Source organism: Rathayibacter sp. VKM Ac-2926 (assembly GCF_022815565.1).
Taxonomy (GTDB): domain Bacteria; phylum Actinomycetota; class Actinomycetes; order Actinomycetales; family Microbacteriaceae; genus Rathayibacter; species Rathayibacter festucae.
The window spans coordinates 40,481-55,765 of record NZ_JALGRS010000003.1 but is presented as its reverse complement, the minus strand read 5'-3'; the positions used below and the strand labels follow the sequence as shown (position 1 = coordinate 55,765).

Sequence of the window (15,285 nt, the reverse complement as noted above, 5' to 3'; positions counted from 1 at the left end):
ATAAGTGGCATCTCGCGGGGGCCGCAGGGACCAGCACGGGTCACCCGGGAGGATGACGGCGGCGGCCACCCGGGGCGACGCCCGCGACAGAGGCGGCTCCGTAGCGTCGGAGACATGCAGAACCAGACCTCCTCCGTCGTGGCGCGCGTCGAGGGCGTGCGCAAGCTCTACGGCAGCACGCCGCCCGTCGTCGCCCTCGACGACGTCACCCTCTCGATCGAGCGCGGCGAGTTCACCGCGGTGATGGGCCCCAGCGGCTCCGGCAAGTCGACGCTGATGCACGTGCTCGCCGGCCTCGACACCGCCTCGGCCGGCCGCGTCTTCCTCGGCGACGTCGAGATCACCGCGATGGGCGACGCCGAGCTCACCGTGCTCCGCCGGCGCAGCGTCGGCTTCGTCTTCCAGGCCTTCAACCTCGTCCCGACCCTCGACGTGCGCGGCAACATCCGCCTCCCGTTCGAGCTCGACGGCCGCCGCGTCACGGCCGAGGAGGAGGAGTGGATCGCCCGCCTGATCGAGTCCCTCGGTCTCCGCGAGCGCCTCACCCACCGCCCGCACGAGCTCTCCGGCGGCCAGCAGCAGCGCGTCGCCATCGCCCGCGCCCTGGCCACCCGCCCGCAGCTGATCTTCGCCGACGAGCCGACCGGCAACCTCGACTCGCGCACCGGCCGCGAGGTGCTCAGCCTCCTCCGCGCGTCGACCCGCGAGTACGGCCAGTCGATCGCGATGGTCACCCACGACCCGATCGCCGCGGCCTTCGCCGACCGCATCGTCTTCCTCCGTGACGGGGCCGTCGTCGACGACCGCCGCGGGATGAGCGCCGAGGAGATCTCGCGCGCCATGCTGTCGATGGAGGGAGCGTCGTGAGCGCCCGCACGGGCCTGCGCGCCGCATCGGGCCAGGGCGGCGGTGCGATCATCACGGTCGCCGCGCTCTCGGCCGCGTTCGGCGGAGTCCTGGTGATGGTCATCGCCGACATGGTGGCGGCGTTCGACGCCGCCGGTCTCGACGGCATCGCCCAGGCCGCGACGACGCTGGGCGTGGTCGGCGGCGTCTTCTTCGGCATCGCCGTCTTCGTCGGCGCGATCGTCACCTCCAACGCGGTGTCGACGGTCATCGCCGGCCGCACCCGCGAGATCGCGCTGCTGCGCCTGCTGGGCGCCTCCGGACGCTCGCTCCGCGCCGAGGTGGTGCGGACCGGCCTCGTGCAGGGTCTGATCGGCGCGGCCCTCGGCCTCGTCGCCGCCGTCGTCCTGGTGGCCGTCGGCGCCGAGATCGCCTTCAGCACCGGGACCTTCACGCGCATCGCCGTGCCGCTCGCCTCGCCGGGACTGCTGCTGCCGGGCCTCGCCGTGATCGTCTCGACCGTCGTCGCCTCCTGGGCCGGATCCCGCCGGGTGCTCTCGGTCGCTCCGTCGCAGGCCGCCGGCTCCGCCGCCGAGCCCCGCTACGACGAGCTCCGCGGCCGCACGGGCCGGAACGTCCTGGCGCTCGTCCTCCTCGTGGTCGGCGTCCTGCTCCTCGTGATCGGCGTCGTGGTCGGGCTGGTCAGCCCGCTCGGGGTCCTTATCGGCCTCGCCGGCGGCATGCTCTCCTTCACCGGGGTGGTCCTCGGAGCGCCGGTCCTGCTCCCGCCGCTGATCTCGCTGGTCGGCCGGGCCTTCGGCGGCGGCCCCGTCGCGCGCCTCGCCTCCGCGAACGCCACCCGCAACCCCGCCCGGAGCGCGCGTGCCGTCATCGGCCTCGTGATCGGAGTGACGCTCGTCACGATGTTCGCGGTGGCCGCTGCGACCTTCTCGTCGATCATGCGCGCCTCGAGCGAGATGAGCCCGGAGATCTTCGCGGCGCTCGACCAGTTCGTCGCGGTCAGCACGGCGATCATGAGCGTCCTGCTCGGCTTCTCGGTGCTGCTCGCGGCCGTCGGCATGGTCAACACGCTCTCGCTGAGCGTGCTGCAGCGCCGCCGCGAGCTGGGACTGCTCCGCGCGCTCGGCTTCACGGGCTCGCAGGTGCGCTGGATGGTCGTCGTCGAGGCGGCGCAGATGGTGATCGCCGCGGCGCTCCTGGGCCTCGTGCTCGGCGCCTTCTACGGCTGGGCCGGCGCGGTCGCGATCTTCGGCTCGCTGCCCGGCATCGGGCTGGTGCCGCCGACGATCCCGGTCGGGATCCTGGTCGCCGTCGTCCTGGTCAGCATCGTCCTCACCGCGGTCTCCGCGGTCCTGCCGGCCCGCCGCGCGACCCGGGTGCCGCCGGTGGAGGCGCTCGCCGTCGCCTGAGCGCGCCGGCCGCTCGGCTCGCGAGCGGCTCGAACCACCGGGCCGCTCGAACCACCGGGCGGCTCACACCACCGAGAAGCCGTCCGCGAGCTGCTCCCGCCCGCTCAGCGCGAGCAGGAGCTCCTCGCCCCGTCCCGCCCGAGCGGCGAGCGCCCCCGCCATCGCGGAGCAGGCCTCGACCGCCTCGGGCGGGATCTCGTGCGCGAGGCCGGTCGCCCGCGACAGGTCGAGGGTGTGCACGACCAACTCGAGCACGCGGGTCCGCAGGTACTGGTCCAGGGCCAGGGCGTGCTCGCCGATCGCGACGAGACGCCCGGGCGGCTGCTGCGCCAGCAGCGCGAGGGTCCGCTGCAGCGACGCCGCGATCGACTCCGCCGGACGCCCGCCGAGCAGCGCCCCGGTCTCGACGCCTCGCCGCGCCACGGCCGCGGGGTCGGCGCGGCCGCCGGCCAGGGCCGCGTAGTAGCCGAGCGCGTCGGGCACGGTCGCGGCGGCCGGCTCCTCCGCGAGGAGGTACGTCTCGACCGTCGTGATCGCCCGCGAGGCGTGCCCGGTGAGGCCGCGGACGTCCCAGACGCCCAGCCCCGGCAGCACCCACTGCTCGTCCCCGATCCGCTCGACGAGGCGGAGCAGGGCGCCGGCCGAGGCGGCGAACATCGCGGTGCTGTCCATGGACCTCATGCTGGCACGCGTCCTGGACTCCTCAGCGGGCCGCAGTGGCCCCAGAATGTCCGGATGAGCAGCCCCGCCTCGCCCGGCCGTCCCGTCCGTCCCGTCCGCCCGGCCCCCACCGTGCTGACCGGCCGTCTCGTCGTCCTCGAGCCGCTCACCGAGGAGCACCTGGAGCCGCTGCGGGCCGCGATCGGCCGCCCCGAGGTGTTCGCCGCGGGCTACGGCGGCGGACCCTCGGGCCTCCCCGACGGCGCCGAGGCGTTCCGCGCCTTCGCCCGGCGCTACTACCCGTGGGAGACCGGCAACCCCTGCGCCGTGCTCGTCGACGGCCGGGTCGTCGGCACCTCCTCGCTGACCGACTTCGACGAGCGGCGGGAGGCGGCGCACCTCGGCTGGACCGCCTACGCCCCCGAGGTCTGGGGCACGGCCGTGAACCCCGAGACCAAGCTCCTCCTGCTCGGCCTGGCCTTCGACAGCGGCTTCTCGCGGGTGAAGCTGCAGGCGGACGCGGCGAACGCGCGCTCCCGCGCGGCGATCCTCCGCCTCGGCGCGGTCTTCGAGGGCGTGCTGCGGCACGACCAGCGGCGGGCGGACGGCTCCTGGCGCGACACGGCGGTGCACTCGATCCTCGTGGAGGAGTGGCCGGCGGTCCGCGAGGGGCTCGAGCGGAGGATCGAGGCGCTATCAAGCCCGGTCCCGCCGCGCAACCCGGATGCTCCGATCGGGCGCTGAGCGGTAGGAAGGACGCATGGAACGCATCCACTACGCCGGCAGCTCGGTGCTCACCGGCAGCCGGATCGCGCACTCGCTCGTCGGCTACGCGGAGGCCCTCGCGCTGCGCAAGGGCGCGATGTCGGTCGACATCCCGATCCGGCGCTCCACCGGCGAACTCGGCCGGGCGACCCTGCTGATCGGTCCGGCCAGCCAGCTCTTCTCGGAGACCGAGGACGACGGCGGCGAGGAGATCGTGGACGCGGCCCTGGTCGAGAGGCTCGCGAAGGAGACGGCCCGGCTCGGAGTGTCCCAGCCGCTGGCCGAGGAGGGCGACTCGTCCTCGCCGCACCTGTCCGATCTCGAGATCCCGCACTTCGATTCGGACGACGATCGACGCTGAGCGTCGGCCCCGGGGCGGTTAGAATCGCCCCGTACCGTCCGGCCGTGCCCCCGCCGGCTGGACTGCACTGCGAACGGAGACCGCCCTCATGGGCCGATTGATCTACGACTCGACTCTCGAAGCCGACTTCGACGACCGACTGCTCGCTCACCTGCAGATCGTCATCGGCTCGAAGCTGTCGCGCAACGAGTCCTTCTACCTCTCGTGGAAGGACTCGCAGTCCGTCGGCGACGGTCGCACGTCGATCTGGCTGCACCCGGCGATCCCGCTGCGCTTCAAGTACCACGGCGGCCGCGCCCCGGCCATCAACCCCGACTGGATCCGCCAGCTCCTGGCCGATTCGCACAGCGCCCACGGCCTCCGCATCAGCGAGGAGCCGCACGGCGGCGCCCGCCAGAGCGAGGAGGGCCTGCTGTGAAGCGCGTCGAGCTGATCTACGGCGGCACCCCCTACAGCCTGCACGACACCACCGCCGCGGACGTCCGTGCGAGCGTCGAGGAGGCGCTCGACGGCACCGCCTCGCGCTGGCTGACCGTCAACCAGGGCGAGGGCCAGCCCCGCGAGACGTCGATCCTGATCACGCCGGGAGTGGCGTTCTCCGTCGCCGACGTCGCGCACTGACTCCCGCCGGTCGAGTCGCCGATCCTGAGCCACCGATCCTGACCGGCACGTCCTGAGCCACCCGTTCCGAGCCGCCGTCCCGGACCGCTCCCGCGTCAGCCCGTGAGCAGCGCCGGGAACTCGCCCGGGATCTCGCGCGCGAGGTAGCCGGCCGGGCCGAGCCTGCGCACGAGGACCGAGTCGGCCTCGGTGTGCAGGAAGGCACCCCACGCCGCGGCGCCCTGCGGGTCGAGGCCGCGCGCGCGGAGCCCGGCCGTCGCGCCGGCGAGGACGTCGCCGCTGCCCGCCGTCGCGAGGCCGGGGTGCTCGCCCTCGATGCGCACAGCGTCGCCGTCGGGTGCCGCGATCACGTTGAAGAGGCTGACGACCGCTCCGTAGCGCTGCGCGACGGCGATCGCGGCGGCCTCCACGTCGTCCACCTCCGCGCCGAGCAGCCGCGCGGCCTCCTCCGTGTTCGGCGTCAGCAGCAGGCGGCCGGCGAGGGCGCGGGCGACGCGCCGCTGGCCCGGCAGCACGCCGAGCGGGAAGGCGTCGAGGTGCACGGCGGGGACGTCGGCGAGCAGCGGAGCGATCGCGCGCAGCGTCGCGGCGGTCGCCTTCGGGTCGTCGAGTCCGGGGCCGATCAGCGCGACGTCGGCGGAGCCCAGCTCGCCCTCCAGAGCGGAGAGCCCGCGGCCCGAGATCGAGCCGCCGCGGGTCTCCTCCAGCGGCACGACGCCGCACTCGGGCAGCGCGACGGCGGTGGCGGAGGCGACGGACTTGGCGACGCAGAGGGTGATCCGGCCGGCGCCGACCCGGAGGGCCGCGATCCCGGCGAGGATCGCCGCTCCGGGCGTCTTGCGGGCGCCGCCGACCACGACCACGTCACCGCGGGCGTGCTTCGAGCTCGCGGGGTCGGGCAGCGGCCAGCGCCGCTCGAGCAGGGCGCGGTCGACGACGGCGATCCTGGGCGCGGTCTCGCTCCTGTGCCGGGTCTCGCTCATGAGTCGGTCCTTCCTCGCGGGTCGTCGACGGCGGTGTCGACCGCGGTGTCGACGGCGGTGTCCTCGCCGGTGTCGTGGCGGGTGACCGGCGCGCTCGACTGCTCGAGGTGCGCGGTCTCGTTGAAGCGCTCGAGCGTCCAGGCGTCGCCGTCGCGGACGAGCCGGGTGACGGAGGCGTTCGCGACCGGGGTCGCCCGGCCGATGTCGAGCAGCTCGCGCTCGGTGAGGCCCTCGCAGACGGAGCGGATGATCAGGACGACGGCGTCGTGGCAGAACAGCGCCACCGGTCCGGCCGGCGCGACGACGTCGAGGTGGTCCAGGAACGAGCGCACCCGCTGGGCGAGGTCGGTCCAGGACTCGCCGCCCGGCGGGCGGTAGTAGAACTTGCCGAGCCAGTCCCGCCGCGCCGCCTCCTCGGGGAATCGCGCGCGGAAGCCCGCGGTGGTCAGGCGGTCGGCGATGCCGAGATCGCGGTCGCGGAGCCGCTCGTCGAGGCGGGGCACGAGGTCGAGGCCCGCCTCCTCGAAGGCCAGCTGCGCTGTCGAGGACGCGCGCAGGTACGGCGAGGACCAGGCGGCGATCGGGGCGTTGCCGTCGGCGAGCCACCGGCCGAGCGCGCGGGCCTGCTCGCGGCCGGCCGAGGACAGCTCGACGTCGGGGTCGCGCCGGTCGACGGCGATGTCGTGGGCGCCCTCCGCCTCGGCGGCGCTCGCCGCGATGTTGGCGACGCTCTCGCCGTGGCGCACGAGGAGGAGCTCGGTGGGGCCGGAGGTGCGCGGGCCGGGGCTGGTGGAGGAGCTCATCGCTCCATGCTCCGCTCCGCGGCCCGCCCGGCCGAGGGGGTTCCGCGCGGTGCGGAGCAGTTGCTACGCGGCTAGGGTCGGTCGGGTGAAGCTGATGCGGACGCGACCGGCCCCGACGACCTCCCCGGCCCCGCCGGCCCTGCTGATCGGCGCGGCCCTGGCGGTGCTCGCGCTCGCCGGCTGCACCGCTCCCGCGCCGGACGTGGTCGTGTCGAACGACGTGGCGCCCCGCGAGGAGTCGCGCGACCGCGTGCTCGCGCTCGTCTCGTCCCTCTCCGGGCCGCAGGACGACGCCTTCGGCTACGCCCGGCTCGCGAGCGACCAGGCTGTCGAGGGCGTGGACCTGATCGGGATCGAGTCGTACGACGCGCTCAGCGAGGGCGGCGAGTTCGGGGCGCTGTCGTTCCGCACGCCGGTCGACGCCGCGGCCTTCCCGGACGTGGCCGATCTGCCGGAGGCCTACTGCTTCCGCGCGCCGTTCGCCGCGGCGGGTGCCGTGGTCGACGACGCCGACGGCGGAGGCGTGGCGGTCATCGAGTGCCCGGTCGACGCCGAGACGATCACTCCGCCGGCCGAGTAGGCGCGTCCACCGCGGCGACGACGGCCGCGAGCGTCTCCGGGTCGCTGAGGATGCGGAAGTGCCCGCCGGTCTCGATCCGCACGTTGACCGCGCCCTCGAGCATGCTGCCCTCGGGGATGTGCGGGTCGAAGAGGCCGAAGACCGAGGTGATCCGCGCGTTCGCGCCCGCCCGGCTGGAGAGCAGCAGGGTCGTCGCATCGCGGGGCGAGAACGAGCGGAGGCTCTTCAGCAGCAGGTAGGGCGCGTAGCGCGAGCCGCCGAACGGCGTGGCGACCGCGACCATCCGGTCGACGCGGCCGTCGGGGTCGAGCTCGGTCATCACGTACTTGCCGATCAACCCTCCCTTGCTGTGAGCGACGATCACCACGTCGCGGAGGTCGTGCTCGGCGAGGTAGGCGGCGACGTCCTCCGCGGTGCGGGCGACCGGGCGGCCGTTCCAGCCGAGACTGGTGAGCACGTGCATCGGGTGGCCGCGGCGGTGCAGCGGGTCGATGATCGGGCGGAGGAAGGCCCAGGTCTCCCAGATGCCGGGCAGGACCACGATCGGCCGCTCCGTGCCGTCGAGGTAGTCGTCGGGGGCGCGGCGGGAGACGAAGGCGCGGACCTGCCAGGCGACGGCGTAGGCGTAGTCGCGGATCCACCAGACGGCGTCGCGGACGAGGTGCGTCATGCGGGCACCGGGGACGGGTCGGCGTCGGGCGCGGGGGCGGCGTCGGGCGCGGCATCGGGGACGGTGTCGGGCGCCGAGGTGGTGTCCGGGGCGATGTCGGCGGCGAAGGACGCCAGGGCGAGCGCGAGCGACTCCGGCTGGGTGCGCGGGACCACGTGGCGGGAGCCGGCGAACTCGAGGAGGTGCCCGTCGGCGGCGTGGGCGAGGAGGCGCTCGCACCAGTCGCGGGTGGCGATCGGATCGTCCCGTCCGCGCACGATCAGCACGGGCGCGCTGACCGCGGCCAGCCGCCGCTGGATCGGGTAGTGCAGCATCTCGGGCAGCTGGCGCAGGTACCAGCCGAGACCGCCGCGGACGTAGTCGGCGAAGAGCAGGGCGTCGACGCCGAGCGGCTCGCCGAGGCAGTCGCGGGCGAGGGCGAGGCCCTGCCGGACGGCGCCGGGGCGCTGCGGATCGACGACCGGGCCGATCAGGACCGCTCCCGCGACGAGGCCGGGCGCGCGGGCGGCGAGCTCGACCGTCACCTGGGCGCCCATCGAGTGGCCGACGACGACCGCACGGGTGACGCCCTGCTCCGCCAGCGCTCTCTCGACCAGACGGGCGTGGTCGGCGATGCCGACGCGGCGGCGGGGCGAGCGGTTGGCGCCGAAGCCGGCGAGGTCGACGGCGACGACGCGGCCGTGCGCGCGGAGGGCGACGGCGAGGGTCGAGAAGGTGTGGTGCGACATCCCGATGCCGTGGATCAGGACGAAGGTGCACTCGGCGTCGGGGCGACCGGTCGCGAGGGTCCGGAGCTCGATCCCGTCGATCCGGTGGCGGACGACGGGCGAGGGGCGGGACATGCCCTCCAGGCTAGGCACGGCGGTGCCGGCGCGCGCGGGGGTGCGCGGCGCCGGTCGGGTGGGCTAGGCGGTCGGGCGGGGCGGTCGGCGGGGCGGGGAGTGTCAAGCGGCTGCTGCGGCGGGGGAGCGGTGCCTAGCCTCGGAGCAGGACGGCGGACGCCGCCCGCGGAGGGACATCATGCGGATCGCGATCGTCGGAGCGACGGGCAACCTGGGCACGGCCCTGCTGAGGCGCCTCCAGCGGGAGGACGCGGTGACGGAGATCGTCGGGATCGCCCGGCGCGAGCCGCGACCCGGAGCGGACGAGTACCGCGACGTGCGCTGGCACGAGGTCGACGTGGCCTCGAGCGACGCGGAGCGGCAGCTGCGGGAGGCGTTCACCGGTGTGGACGCGGTGGTGCACCTGGCCTGGGCGCTGCAGCCGAGCCACGACGAGCCGTTCCAGCGCCTGGTCGACGTCGGCGGCACCGCGGCGGTGCTGGCGGCCGCGGCGGCGAGCGGAGTCGGCCAGGTCGCAGTGGCGTCGTCCGTCGGCGCCTACAGCGCGGCGCCGAAGAGCCTGCGCGTGGACGAGAGCTGGCCGACCGGCGGACTGCACACCTCGACCTATAGCCGGCACAAGGCGGCGAACGAGCGCGCGATGGACGCGTTCGAGACGGAGCACCCGGAGGTGGTGCTCACCCGGCTGCGCCCGGGGCTGGTCTTCCAGCGCGGGGCGGCGACCGAGATCGCCGGGCTCTTCGCCGGCCCGCGGTACCCGACGCGCTGGCTGCGGGCGGTCCGGCCGCCGATCCTGCCGCTGCCGCGGACGCTGATCTTCCAGGGCGTGCACGCCGACGACGTCGCGGACGCGTTCTGGCGCGCGCTCGACTGCCGGGCGGGCGGGGCCTTCAACATCGCCGCGGAGCCGGTGCTCACGCCGCAGCGGATCGCGGACGTCGTCGGCGCGCGGCTCGTGACGGTGCCGGTGGGGCTGCTCCGCTCGATCGTCACCGCGACCTGGCGGCTCCGGCTGCAGCGCACCGACGCGGGCTGGCTCGATATCGCGACGAACACGCCGGTGATGTCGACGGAGAAGGCGCGCACCGTCCTCGGCTGGGAGCCGACGACCACCGCCGAGGAGGCGCTGCGCGAGCTCCTCGACGGCCTCGCCGACCGCGCGACGGTCGCGGGCTCCCCGCCGCTGCGCGGCTGACCGCACCGACGCTGTCGCGTCCATGCTGGTCGAGGAGCGCGCAGCGCCCTTCATGCTGGTCGAGTAGCCGCGCAGCGGCGTATCGAGACCCGCCCACCGGATGACGGTGGATCTCGATACGCCCTCTGCGAGGGCTACTCGATCAGCATGCAGAAGGCAGGCGTCCTTACTCCGCGGCGACGCGGATCAGTACCTTGCCCGTCACGCCGCTCTCGACGGCGTCGTGGGCGGCGGCGGTCTCCTCGAGCGGGAACCAGGTCAGCGGCAGGCCGGCCTCCTCGCCGACGGGGAGGGCGCCGTCGCGCAGGGCCGCGGTGATGTCCTCGGCCGCGGCCTGGAGCGGCGCCTCGCCGACCGTGTAGAGCAGCAGGCCCTGCCAGCGGGCGTTCTTGGCGAAGCTCGGCACAATCGGGATGGTGAACTCGTCGCCGTTGTTGTTCGCGTAGTAGCCGATGCTCCCGTGGTTCGCGAGCACCTCGACGTCGAGGGCGGCGTTCTGCGTGGGCGCCACCTCGACGATCTGCTGGACGCCGTCGGGGGCGATCTCAAGGATCTTCGCCGCGAGCTGCTCGTCCGGGTACTGCAGGACGTGCTGCGCACCGGCGGCCGTCGCGAGCATCGCCTTCGCGTCGCTGCTCACGGTGGCGATGACGGTCGCTCCGGCCCAGACCGCGAGCTGGATGGCGGCGTGACCGACCGCGCCCGCGCCGCCCTGCACCAGGACGGTGCGGCCGGCGAGCGCGCCGGGGGAGAGGCGGGCGGGCCCCTCCTCGTGCACGGTGAGGGCGCGGTGCGCGGTCATCGCGGGGACGCCGAGGCTCGCTCCGAGCTCGGCACCGATGCCCTCGGGCAGGCGCACGACGTGCTCGGCGGCGAGGACGGTCGACTCCTGCGCGGAGCCGGTCGGCCGCTGGTGGGCGGCGAGGTAGAACCAGACGTGGTCGCCGACCGCGAATCCCTCGACGCCCTCGCCGACGGCGTCGATCACGCCGGCGCCGTCCTGGTTGGGGACGACCTCGTCGAAGGGCGGCTCGCCGCCGGCGCGCGCCTTCCAGTCGGTCGGATTGACGCCGGAGACGAGGACGCGCACGCGCACCTCGCCGGCGCCCGGCGTGCCGGCCTCCCGGTCGACGAGCGAGAGGACGGAGGAGGAACCGGAGCGGGAGTAGACGATGGATCGCATACGACCCAGAAGCCCCGCGAGCCGCCCCCTATTCCCGCGCACCCCGCCCCAGACAGCGAGATGCCACTTGTGTACGCGACACGCCGTGAAAGGCGTACACAAGTGGCATCTCGCGGGGAGGGGGAGTTACGAGCGGTCGCTGTCCTGCGTCACGTTCTCCTGCACCGCGTGCTTGGCCTCGCGGGCGGAGTCCTTGACGTCGTCGGCGGCGGATCCACTCGCCTCCTTGACGTTCTGCGCGGCGTCGGTCGCGGTGTCCTTCACCGAGGCGAAGGCCTGCTGCGCCGGCTCGCGCAGCTCGTTCGCGACGTCCTTCGCGGCGCCGGTCACGGAGTCGACGACGGGCTGCGCCTGCTCCTTGACCTTGCCGGCCGCGTCCTTCTCGGCGTCCGAGGCGGGGATGAGCGAGGCGATCAGGAGCCCGGCGCCGAAGGCCATCAGGCCCACCGCGAAGGGGTTGCCGTTCGCCTTGCTCTTCACCGATCCGGCCGTGCCGGAGAGCGAGTCGCCGGCGTCGTGCGCCGAGCCCATCACCCGGTCGCGCACGGAGCCCACGGCCGCCTTGACCTTGTCGGTCTGCCGGTCGACGATCGCGCTCGGGCTGACCTTCTCGGCCAGCGCGTCCACGTCTCCGCCGAGCTCGAGCCGCGTGCGCTCGATGTCGGCCCGGATCTCCTCCGGAGTCTTGCTCTGTCCTGCGTCGTACGTCATCGTCCTGCCCCGTTCGGCTTGAGGGTTTCGGGAATCTGCTTGAGGGTGTCGACCGTCTCGGGGACTCCGTCGACCTGCTTGAGGCTCTTGCGGCCGACGGCGAAGAGGATCGCCGCGACGACGCCCCAGATCACGGCGACGATCACACCCGACCAGCCGTTGCCGACCAGCGTCCCGAGCGCCCACCAGAGGGCGATCGAGAGGAAGAGCACGGCCATCAGCGCCGCGTAGCCCGCGCCGCCGAGGAGCCCGGCGCCCTTGCCGGCCTTGCCGGCCGACTCCTTGATCTCGGCCTTCGCCAGCGCCATCTCCTGGCGGATCAGCGTCGAGAGGTCACGGGAGACCTCGCCGAGCAGATCGCCCAGGGAGGTCGAGCCCGCGCGCTCTCCGGGCGTCGGCTCGGCGGAGGCGCGATGCGCGCCCAGCGGATCGCTCACGGCCGGGTTCCGTTCGGGAAGGCGTCGTAGCCGGGCGTGATCGGCGTGCTCAGCGGGTCGGCGACCGGCTCGGTCGGCGCGAAATCGCCGCGCTCGTCGAACGAGGTCGTCGTGGTCGCGCCACCGGAGTAGTCCGCGGCGGCGGGAGCGGCGAACTCGGGTCCGGAGGTGTCCGCGGTCGCGGCCTTCTCGTCCTTCGCCTCGGCGGTCAGCGCGCGGACGAGGCGCCCGGCGACCAGGCCGGTCGCGGCGGCGATGAGGATGAACGCACCCGGACGGCGGCGCGCGAACGAGCGGACGTCGTCCAGCAGCTCGGACGGGTCGCGGTTCTCGAGCCACGAGGCGACGCCCTGGACGCGCTCGGCGGCCTGCGAGACGAGCTTCGACGCCGCGTTGTCGTCACCGCCCTCGCCGTTCGCGAGCGCGGTGAGGTCGTCGCTGAAGGCGCGGGCGCCCTTGGCGGCGTTCTCCTTCTGGGCGTGCGCCTGCTCGGTGAGCTGGGTGCGGCTCTGGTCGAGGAGGTCCTTGACCTGCACCTTCGCCTCCTGGGCGACGTTGGCGGCCTCCTCCTTGCCGGTGGCGAGCACGTCGCCCGCGGCCTGCTTGGCGTCGCCGGCGACGGCGCCGGCCTGCTCCTTCGCAGCGCCCGCGGTCTCGGCGGCCTTCTCCTTGGCGGAGCCGGCGGCGTCCGAGACGCTGCCCGAGGTGCCCCCGCCGACGCTGTGCGCGCCGGAGGTCGTGTCCGTGGTCGTCGTGTCGGACGAGTACGGCTCCGAGGTGAGCGGTGCGTCGTAGGTGCTGTCGGTGCTGTCGTACGAGGGGTCGGCGGCGCGGGCGTTCGCCGCGCCGTCTCCGAACGGAGGTGAAGCGGGATCGATGTTCGACATCGTCTGTCCCTTCCAGGATCGAGAAATGGTGGTCTGCGTGCCGGCGTCGCCAGTCTGGACAGTGCGCCGCGCAACGAGATAGGGCGTAGCGGACTGAAGGCGTGAGGGCGTACGATCCCGCGCATCCGTGCTCTGACGCCGAGACGGCGCTTCCTGGGCGTCGGCTCCGGATCCGGTGGACCGGCGCGTCAAGCCCTTCTCGTCGGCGCGGAGCGCTGCCTAGCGTCGACGGGGATGGGGGCACGACCGCCCCGTCTCCGCTTCCGGAAAGGCACCCCATGCTCAGCACTCGACCGTCCCGCACCGTGCGCGTCCTCGGCGCGCTCGGCGCCTCCGCCCTGACCATCGGCCTGCTCGCGGGCTGCACCGGCGACGCGCAGACCCCGAACCAGTCCGGGAGCGCCGTGCCCACCAGCGCCGACGACGGCTCGACCCGCACGCCCACGATGGAGCCGACGCAGACCGCGCCGTCGGACACCGCGACGCCCGTCATGTGACCCGGCCGGGAGCGGGCGACCGACGATCGTGGCACCTCGGCGATCGTCCGGGCAAGCCCCTTCCGGCTCCCAGCCGACGAGCAGAAACGGCTCCTACCTTCGGGTGACAGTTCAGCGCACGACGATCACGAAGGAGGCACCACTATGGGGCTCGATGACAAGATCAAGAACGCCGCTCAGGACATCGCCGGCAAGGCGAAGGAAGCCCTGGGCGACCACAAGAACGACGACAGCCTGAAGGCCGAGGGCCAGAAGGACCAGGCCGCGGCCTCCGCGAAGCAGACCGGCGAGGACATCAAGGACGTCTTCAAGTAGGTCTACCCCGCACCACGACTCAGGCGGCGCCCCCTCGGGGACGCCGCCTGAGTCGTGTCCGGGCGGAGGGATCTCGATACGCCGCGTGCCGCGGCTACTCGATCAGCATGAGCGATCCACGCTGGTCGAGTAGCGCCGCCAGGCGCGTATCGAGACCCGGCGTCGCCCGCTACGGCTGCAGGACGACCTTGATGCAGCCGTCCTCCTTCTTCTGGAACGTCTCGTAGAGGCCGGGGGCGTCCTCGAGGGGGGCGCGGTGGGTGACGAGGTCGTTGACGCCCAGCGGGTCGCTCGAGTCCTCGACCAGCGGCAGCAGGTCGTCGATCCAGCGCTTCACGTTGCACTGGCCCATCGTCAGGGTGATCTGCTTGTCGAACATCGACTTCAACGGCAGCGGGTCCGCCTCGCCGCCGTAGACGCCGCTCAGCGAGACCGTGCCGCCGCGGCGCACCAGGTCGAGCGAGGAGACGACCGCGGCGAGCCGGTCGACGCCGACCGTGTCCATCGCCTTCCGCGCGATCGGGTCGGGCAGCAGCCCGGCGACGGTCTGCGCGAACGAGCCCATCGGCGAGCCGTGCGCCTCCATGCCGACCGCGTCGACGACGGAGTCGGGGCCGCGGCCCTCGGTGAGGTCGCGCAGCTGTTCGTTGATGTCGTCCGTGAAGTCGAAGACCTCGATGCCGTGCCGGGCGGCCATCGCGCGGCGCTCGGCGACCGGGTCGACCGCGAGCACGCGGTAGCCCTTGTGCGCGCCGATGCGGGCGGCGAACTGGCCGACCGGGCCGAGGCCGAAGACGACGAGCGAGCCGCCGTCGGGCACGTTCGCGTACTCGACGCCCTGCCAGGCCGTCGGCACGATGTCGCTGAGGAAGAGGTAGTTCTCGTCCGGCAGGACGGTGTCGACGACGACGGTGTTGTAGTCGGCGAGCGGCACGCGGAGGAACTCCGCCTGGCCGCCGGGGACCTGGCCGTACATCTTCGTGTAGCCGAAGAGCGAGGCTCCGGAGCCGTACTCGGTCACCTGGGTGGTCTCGCACTGCGACTGCAGGCCGCGACGGCACATGAAGCACTCGCCGCAGGAGATGTTGAACGGGACGACGACGCGGTCGCCGACCTTGAGCTTGGTGATGCCCGCGCCGACCTCCTCGACGACGCCCATCGGCTCGTGGCCGAGGATGTCGCCCTTGTCGAGGTACGGGCCGAGCAGGCGGTACAGGTGCAGGTCGGAGCCGCAGATGGCGGTCGAGGTGATCCGGACGATGGCGTCCGTCGGCTGCTGGATGCGGGGATCGGGAACGGTCTCGACCGAGACCTTCTCGACGCCCTGCCACGTGAGTGCGCGCATGCTTCCTCCTTCTCCCGGCGATGACGCCGGTGGTTCTCCGGCGTGCGCCGGATGCGTGATTCCAGGCGACACCCGGTGACGCGGAGCCGGGAGGGGGTTGACGGCCGGACGGCGCGGTTCGGAGGCTCTTCCCGGGTGAGGGCCGTGCCGAGCG

Annotated in this window: 20 protein-coding genes; 10 read left to right on the top strand and 10 right to left on the bottom strand. The window is 73.8% G+C overall.

All coding sequences use genetic code 11. The features are described from left to right. Positions 1-114: 114 nt before the first annotated feature. Together MT351_RS04625 and MT351_RS04620 are read left to right on the top strand one after the other, a co-directional pair. Positions 115-867: an ABC transporter ATP-binding protein gene (locus tag MT351_RS04625; protein WP_123447122.1), complete on the top strand. Its 753-nt coding sequence runs from the start codon at positions 115-117 to the stop codon at positions 865-867. Continuing rightward, positions 864-2,276, top strand: a complete 1,413-nt coding sequence (locus tag MT351_RS04620; RefSeq protein ID WP_243581381.1) for an FtsX-like permease family protein — start codon at positions 864-866, stop codon at positions 2,274-2,276. The genes MT351_RS04625 and MT351_RS04620 overlap by 4 nt, the downstream gene beginning before the upstream one ends. Before the next feature lie 63 nt (positions 2,277-2,339). On the opposite strand, the gene MT351_RS04615 is transcribed toward MT351_RS04620, so the two are convergent. Beyond that, positions 2,340-2,948 carry a maleylpyruvate isomerase N-terminal domain-containing protein gene (locus MT351_RS04615; RefSeq protein ID WP_243581380.1) on the bottom strand — a complete coding sequence of 203 codons (609 nt, stop codon included), beginning with the start codon at positions 2,946-2,948 and terminating at the stop codon, positions 2,340-2,342. A gap of 63 nt (positions 2,949-3,011) precedes the next feature. Between MT351_RS04615 and MT351_RS04610 the strand changes: the two genes are divergently transcribed. From MT351_RS04610 to MT351_RS04595, 4 genes are all read left to right on the top strand, one after another. Then, on the top strand, positions 3,012-3,680 hold the full coding sequence (locus MT351_RS04610; RefSeq protein ID WP_123736256.1) for a GNAT family N-acetyltransferase: 669 nt from the start codon (positions 3,012-3,014) through the stop codon (positions 3,678-3,680). 16 nt (positions 3,681-3,696) lie between these two features. Then, positions 3,697-4,062 (top strand): hypothetical protein, encoded by a 366-nt coding sequence (locus tag MT351_RS04605; protein ID WP_123706004.1) that lies wholly within the window; start codon positions 3,697-3,699, stop codon positions 4,060-4,062. A gap of 88 nt (positions 4,063-4,150) precedes the next feature. After that, positions 4,151-4,480 (top strand): ATP-dependent DNA ligase, encoded by a 330-nt coding sequence (locus tag MT351_RS04600; RefSeq protein WP_123447118.1) that lies wholly within the window; start codon positions 4,151-4,153, stop codon positions 4,478-4,480. Next, complete coding sequence (locus MT351_RS04595) at positions 4,477-4,683, top strand: hypothetical protein (RefSeq protein WP_123736258.1); 207 nt, start codon at positions 4,477-4,479, stop codon at positions 4,681-4,683. Before MT351_RS04600 ends, MT351_RS04595 begins: the two co-directional genes overlap by 4 nt. Positions 4,684-4,778: 95 nt before the next feature. Here the strand turns inward: MT351_RS04595 and MT351_RS04590 are convergent, their stop codons facing one another. Further along, positions 4,779-5,666, bottom strand: a complete 888-nt coding sequence (locus tag MT351_RS04590) for an ADP/ATP-dependent (S)-NAD(P)H-hydrate dehydratase (RefSeq protein WP_243581379.1) — start codon at positions 5,664-5,666, stop codon at positions 4,779-4,781. Beyond that, positions 5,663-6,469 carry a histidine phosphatase family protein gene (locus tag MT351_RS04585; protein WP_123736260.1) on the bottom strand — a complete coding sequence of 269 codons (807 nt, stop codon included), beginning with the start codon at positions 6,467-6,469 and terminating at the stop codon, positions 5,663-5,665. The genes MT351_RS04590 and MT351_RS04585 overlap by 4 nt, the downstream gene beginning before the upstream one ends. Positions 6,470-6,554: 85 nt before the next feature. Between MT351_RS04585 and MT351_RS04580 the strand changes: the two genes are divergently transcribed. Beyond that, on the top strand, positions 6,555-7,049 hold the full coding sequence (locus MT351_RS04580) for a hypothetical protein (RefSeq protein ID WP_243581378.1): 495 nt from the start codon (positions 6,555-6,557) through the stop codon (positions 7,047-7,049). On the opposite strand, the gene MT351_RS04575 is transcribed toward MT351_RS04580, so the two are convergent. After that, positions 7,030-7,719, bottom strand: coding sequence for a triacylglycerol lipase (locus MT351_RS04575; protein WP_132437407.1), 690 nt, complete (start codon positions 7,717-7,719; stop codon positions 7,030-7,032). The genes MT351_RS04580 and MT351_RS04575 overlap by 20 nt on opposite strands. Beyond that, positions 7,716-8,561 carry an alpha/beta fold hydrolase gene (locus MT351_RS04570; RefSeq protein WP_243581377.1) on the bottom strand — a complete coding sequence of 282 codons (846 nt, stop codon included), beginning with the start codon at positions 8,559-8,561 and terminating at the stop codon, positions 7,716-7,718. Before MT351_RS04570 ends, MT351_RS04575 begins: the two co-directional genes overlap by 4 nt. Positions 8,562-8,739: 178 nt before the next feature. Here MT351_RS04570 and MT351_RS04565 point away from each other — a divergent pair, with 178 nt between their 5' ends. Next, complete coding sequence (locus MT351_RS04565) at positions 8,740-9,756, top strand: NAD-dependent epimerase/dehydratase family protein (protein ID WP_243581376.1); 1,017 nt, start codon at positions 8,740-8,742, stop codon at positions 9,754-9,756. A gap of 166 nt (positions 9,757-9,922) precedes the next feature. Here MT351_RS04565 and MT351_RS04560 read toward each other — a convergent pair whose 3' ends face one another. From MT351_RS04560 to MT351_RS04545, 4 genes are all read right to left on the bottom strand, one after another. Further along, entirely contained in the window at positions 9,923-10,939 is a 1,017-nt protein-coding gene (locus MT351_RS04560; protein ID WP_132437409.1) for an NADPH:quinone reductase, read from the bottom strand. Positions 10,940-11,065: 126 nt separating this feature from the next. Continuing rightward, positions 11,066-11,650, bottom strand: a complete 585-nt coding sequence (locus MT351_RS04555) for a DUF3618 domain-containing protein (protein ID WP_132437410.1) — start codon at positions 11,648-11,650, stop codon at positions 11,066-11,068. Further along, positions 11,647-12,087 (bottom strand): phage holin family protein, encoded by a 441-nt coding sequence (locus tag MT351_RS04550; protein ID WP_372487831.1) that lies wholly within the window; start codon positions 12,085-12,087, stop codon positions 11,647-11,649. The genes MT351_RS04555 and MT351_RS04550 overlap by 4 nt, the downstream gene beginning before the upstream one ends. Continuing rightward, positions 12,084-12,974 (bottom strand): hypothetical protein, encoded by an 891-nt coding sequence (locus tag MT351_RS04545; protein WP_166649683.1) that lies wholly within the window; start codon positions 12,972-12,974, stop codon positions 12,084-12,086. Before MT351_RS04545 ends, MT351_RS04550 begins: the two co-directional genes overlap by 4 nt. 278 nt (positions 12,975-13,252) lie before the next feature. Between MT351_RS04545 and MT351_RS04540 the strand changes: the two genes are divergently transcribed. Both MT351_RS04540 and MT351_RS04535 read left to right on the top strand, forming a co-directional pair. After that, positions 13,253-13,471, top strand: a complete 219-nt coding sequence (locus tag MT351_RS04540) for a hypothetical protein (protein ID WP_123447108.1) — start codon at positions 13,253-13,255, stop codon at positions 13,469-13,471. Positions 13,472-13,615: 144 nt separating this feature from the next. Then, positions 13,616-13,786 carry a CsbD family protein gene (locus MT351_RS04535; protein ID WP_133963605.1) on the top strand — a complete coding sequence of 57 codons (171 nt, stop codon included), beginning with the start codon at positions 13,616-13,618 and terminating at the stop codon, positions 13,784-13,786. 169 nt (positions 13,787-13,955) lie between these two features. Here the strand turns inward: MT351_RS04535 and MT351_RS04530 are convergent, their stop codons facing one another. Next, positions 13,956-15,131, bottom strand: coding sequence for a zinc-dependent alcohol dehydrogenase (locus tag MT351_RS04530; protein WP_243581375.1), 1,176 nt, complete (start codon positions 15,129-15,131; stop codon positions 13,956-13,958). Positions 15,132-15,285 lie beyond the last annotated feature (154 nt).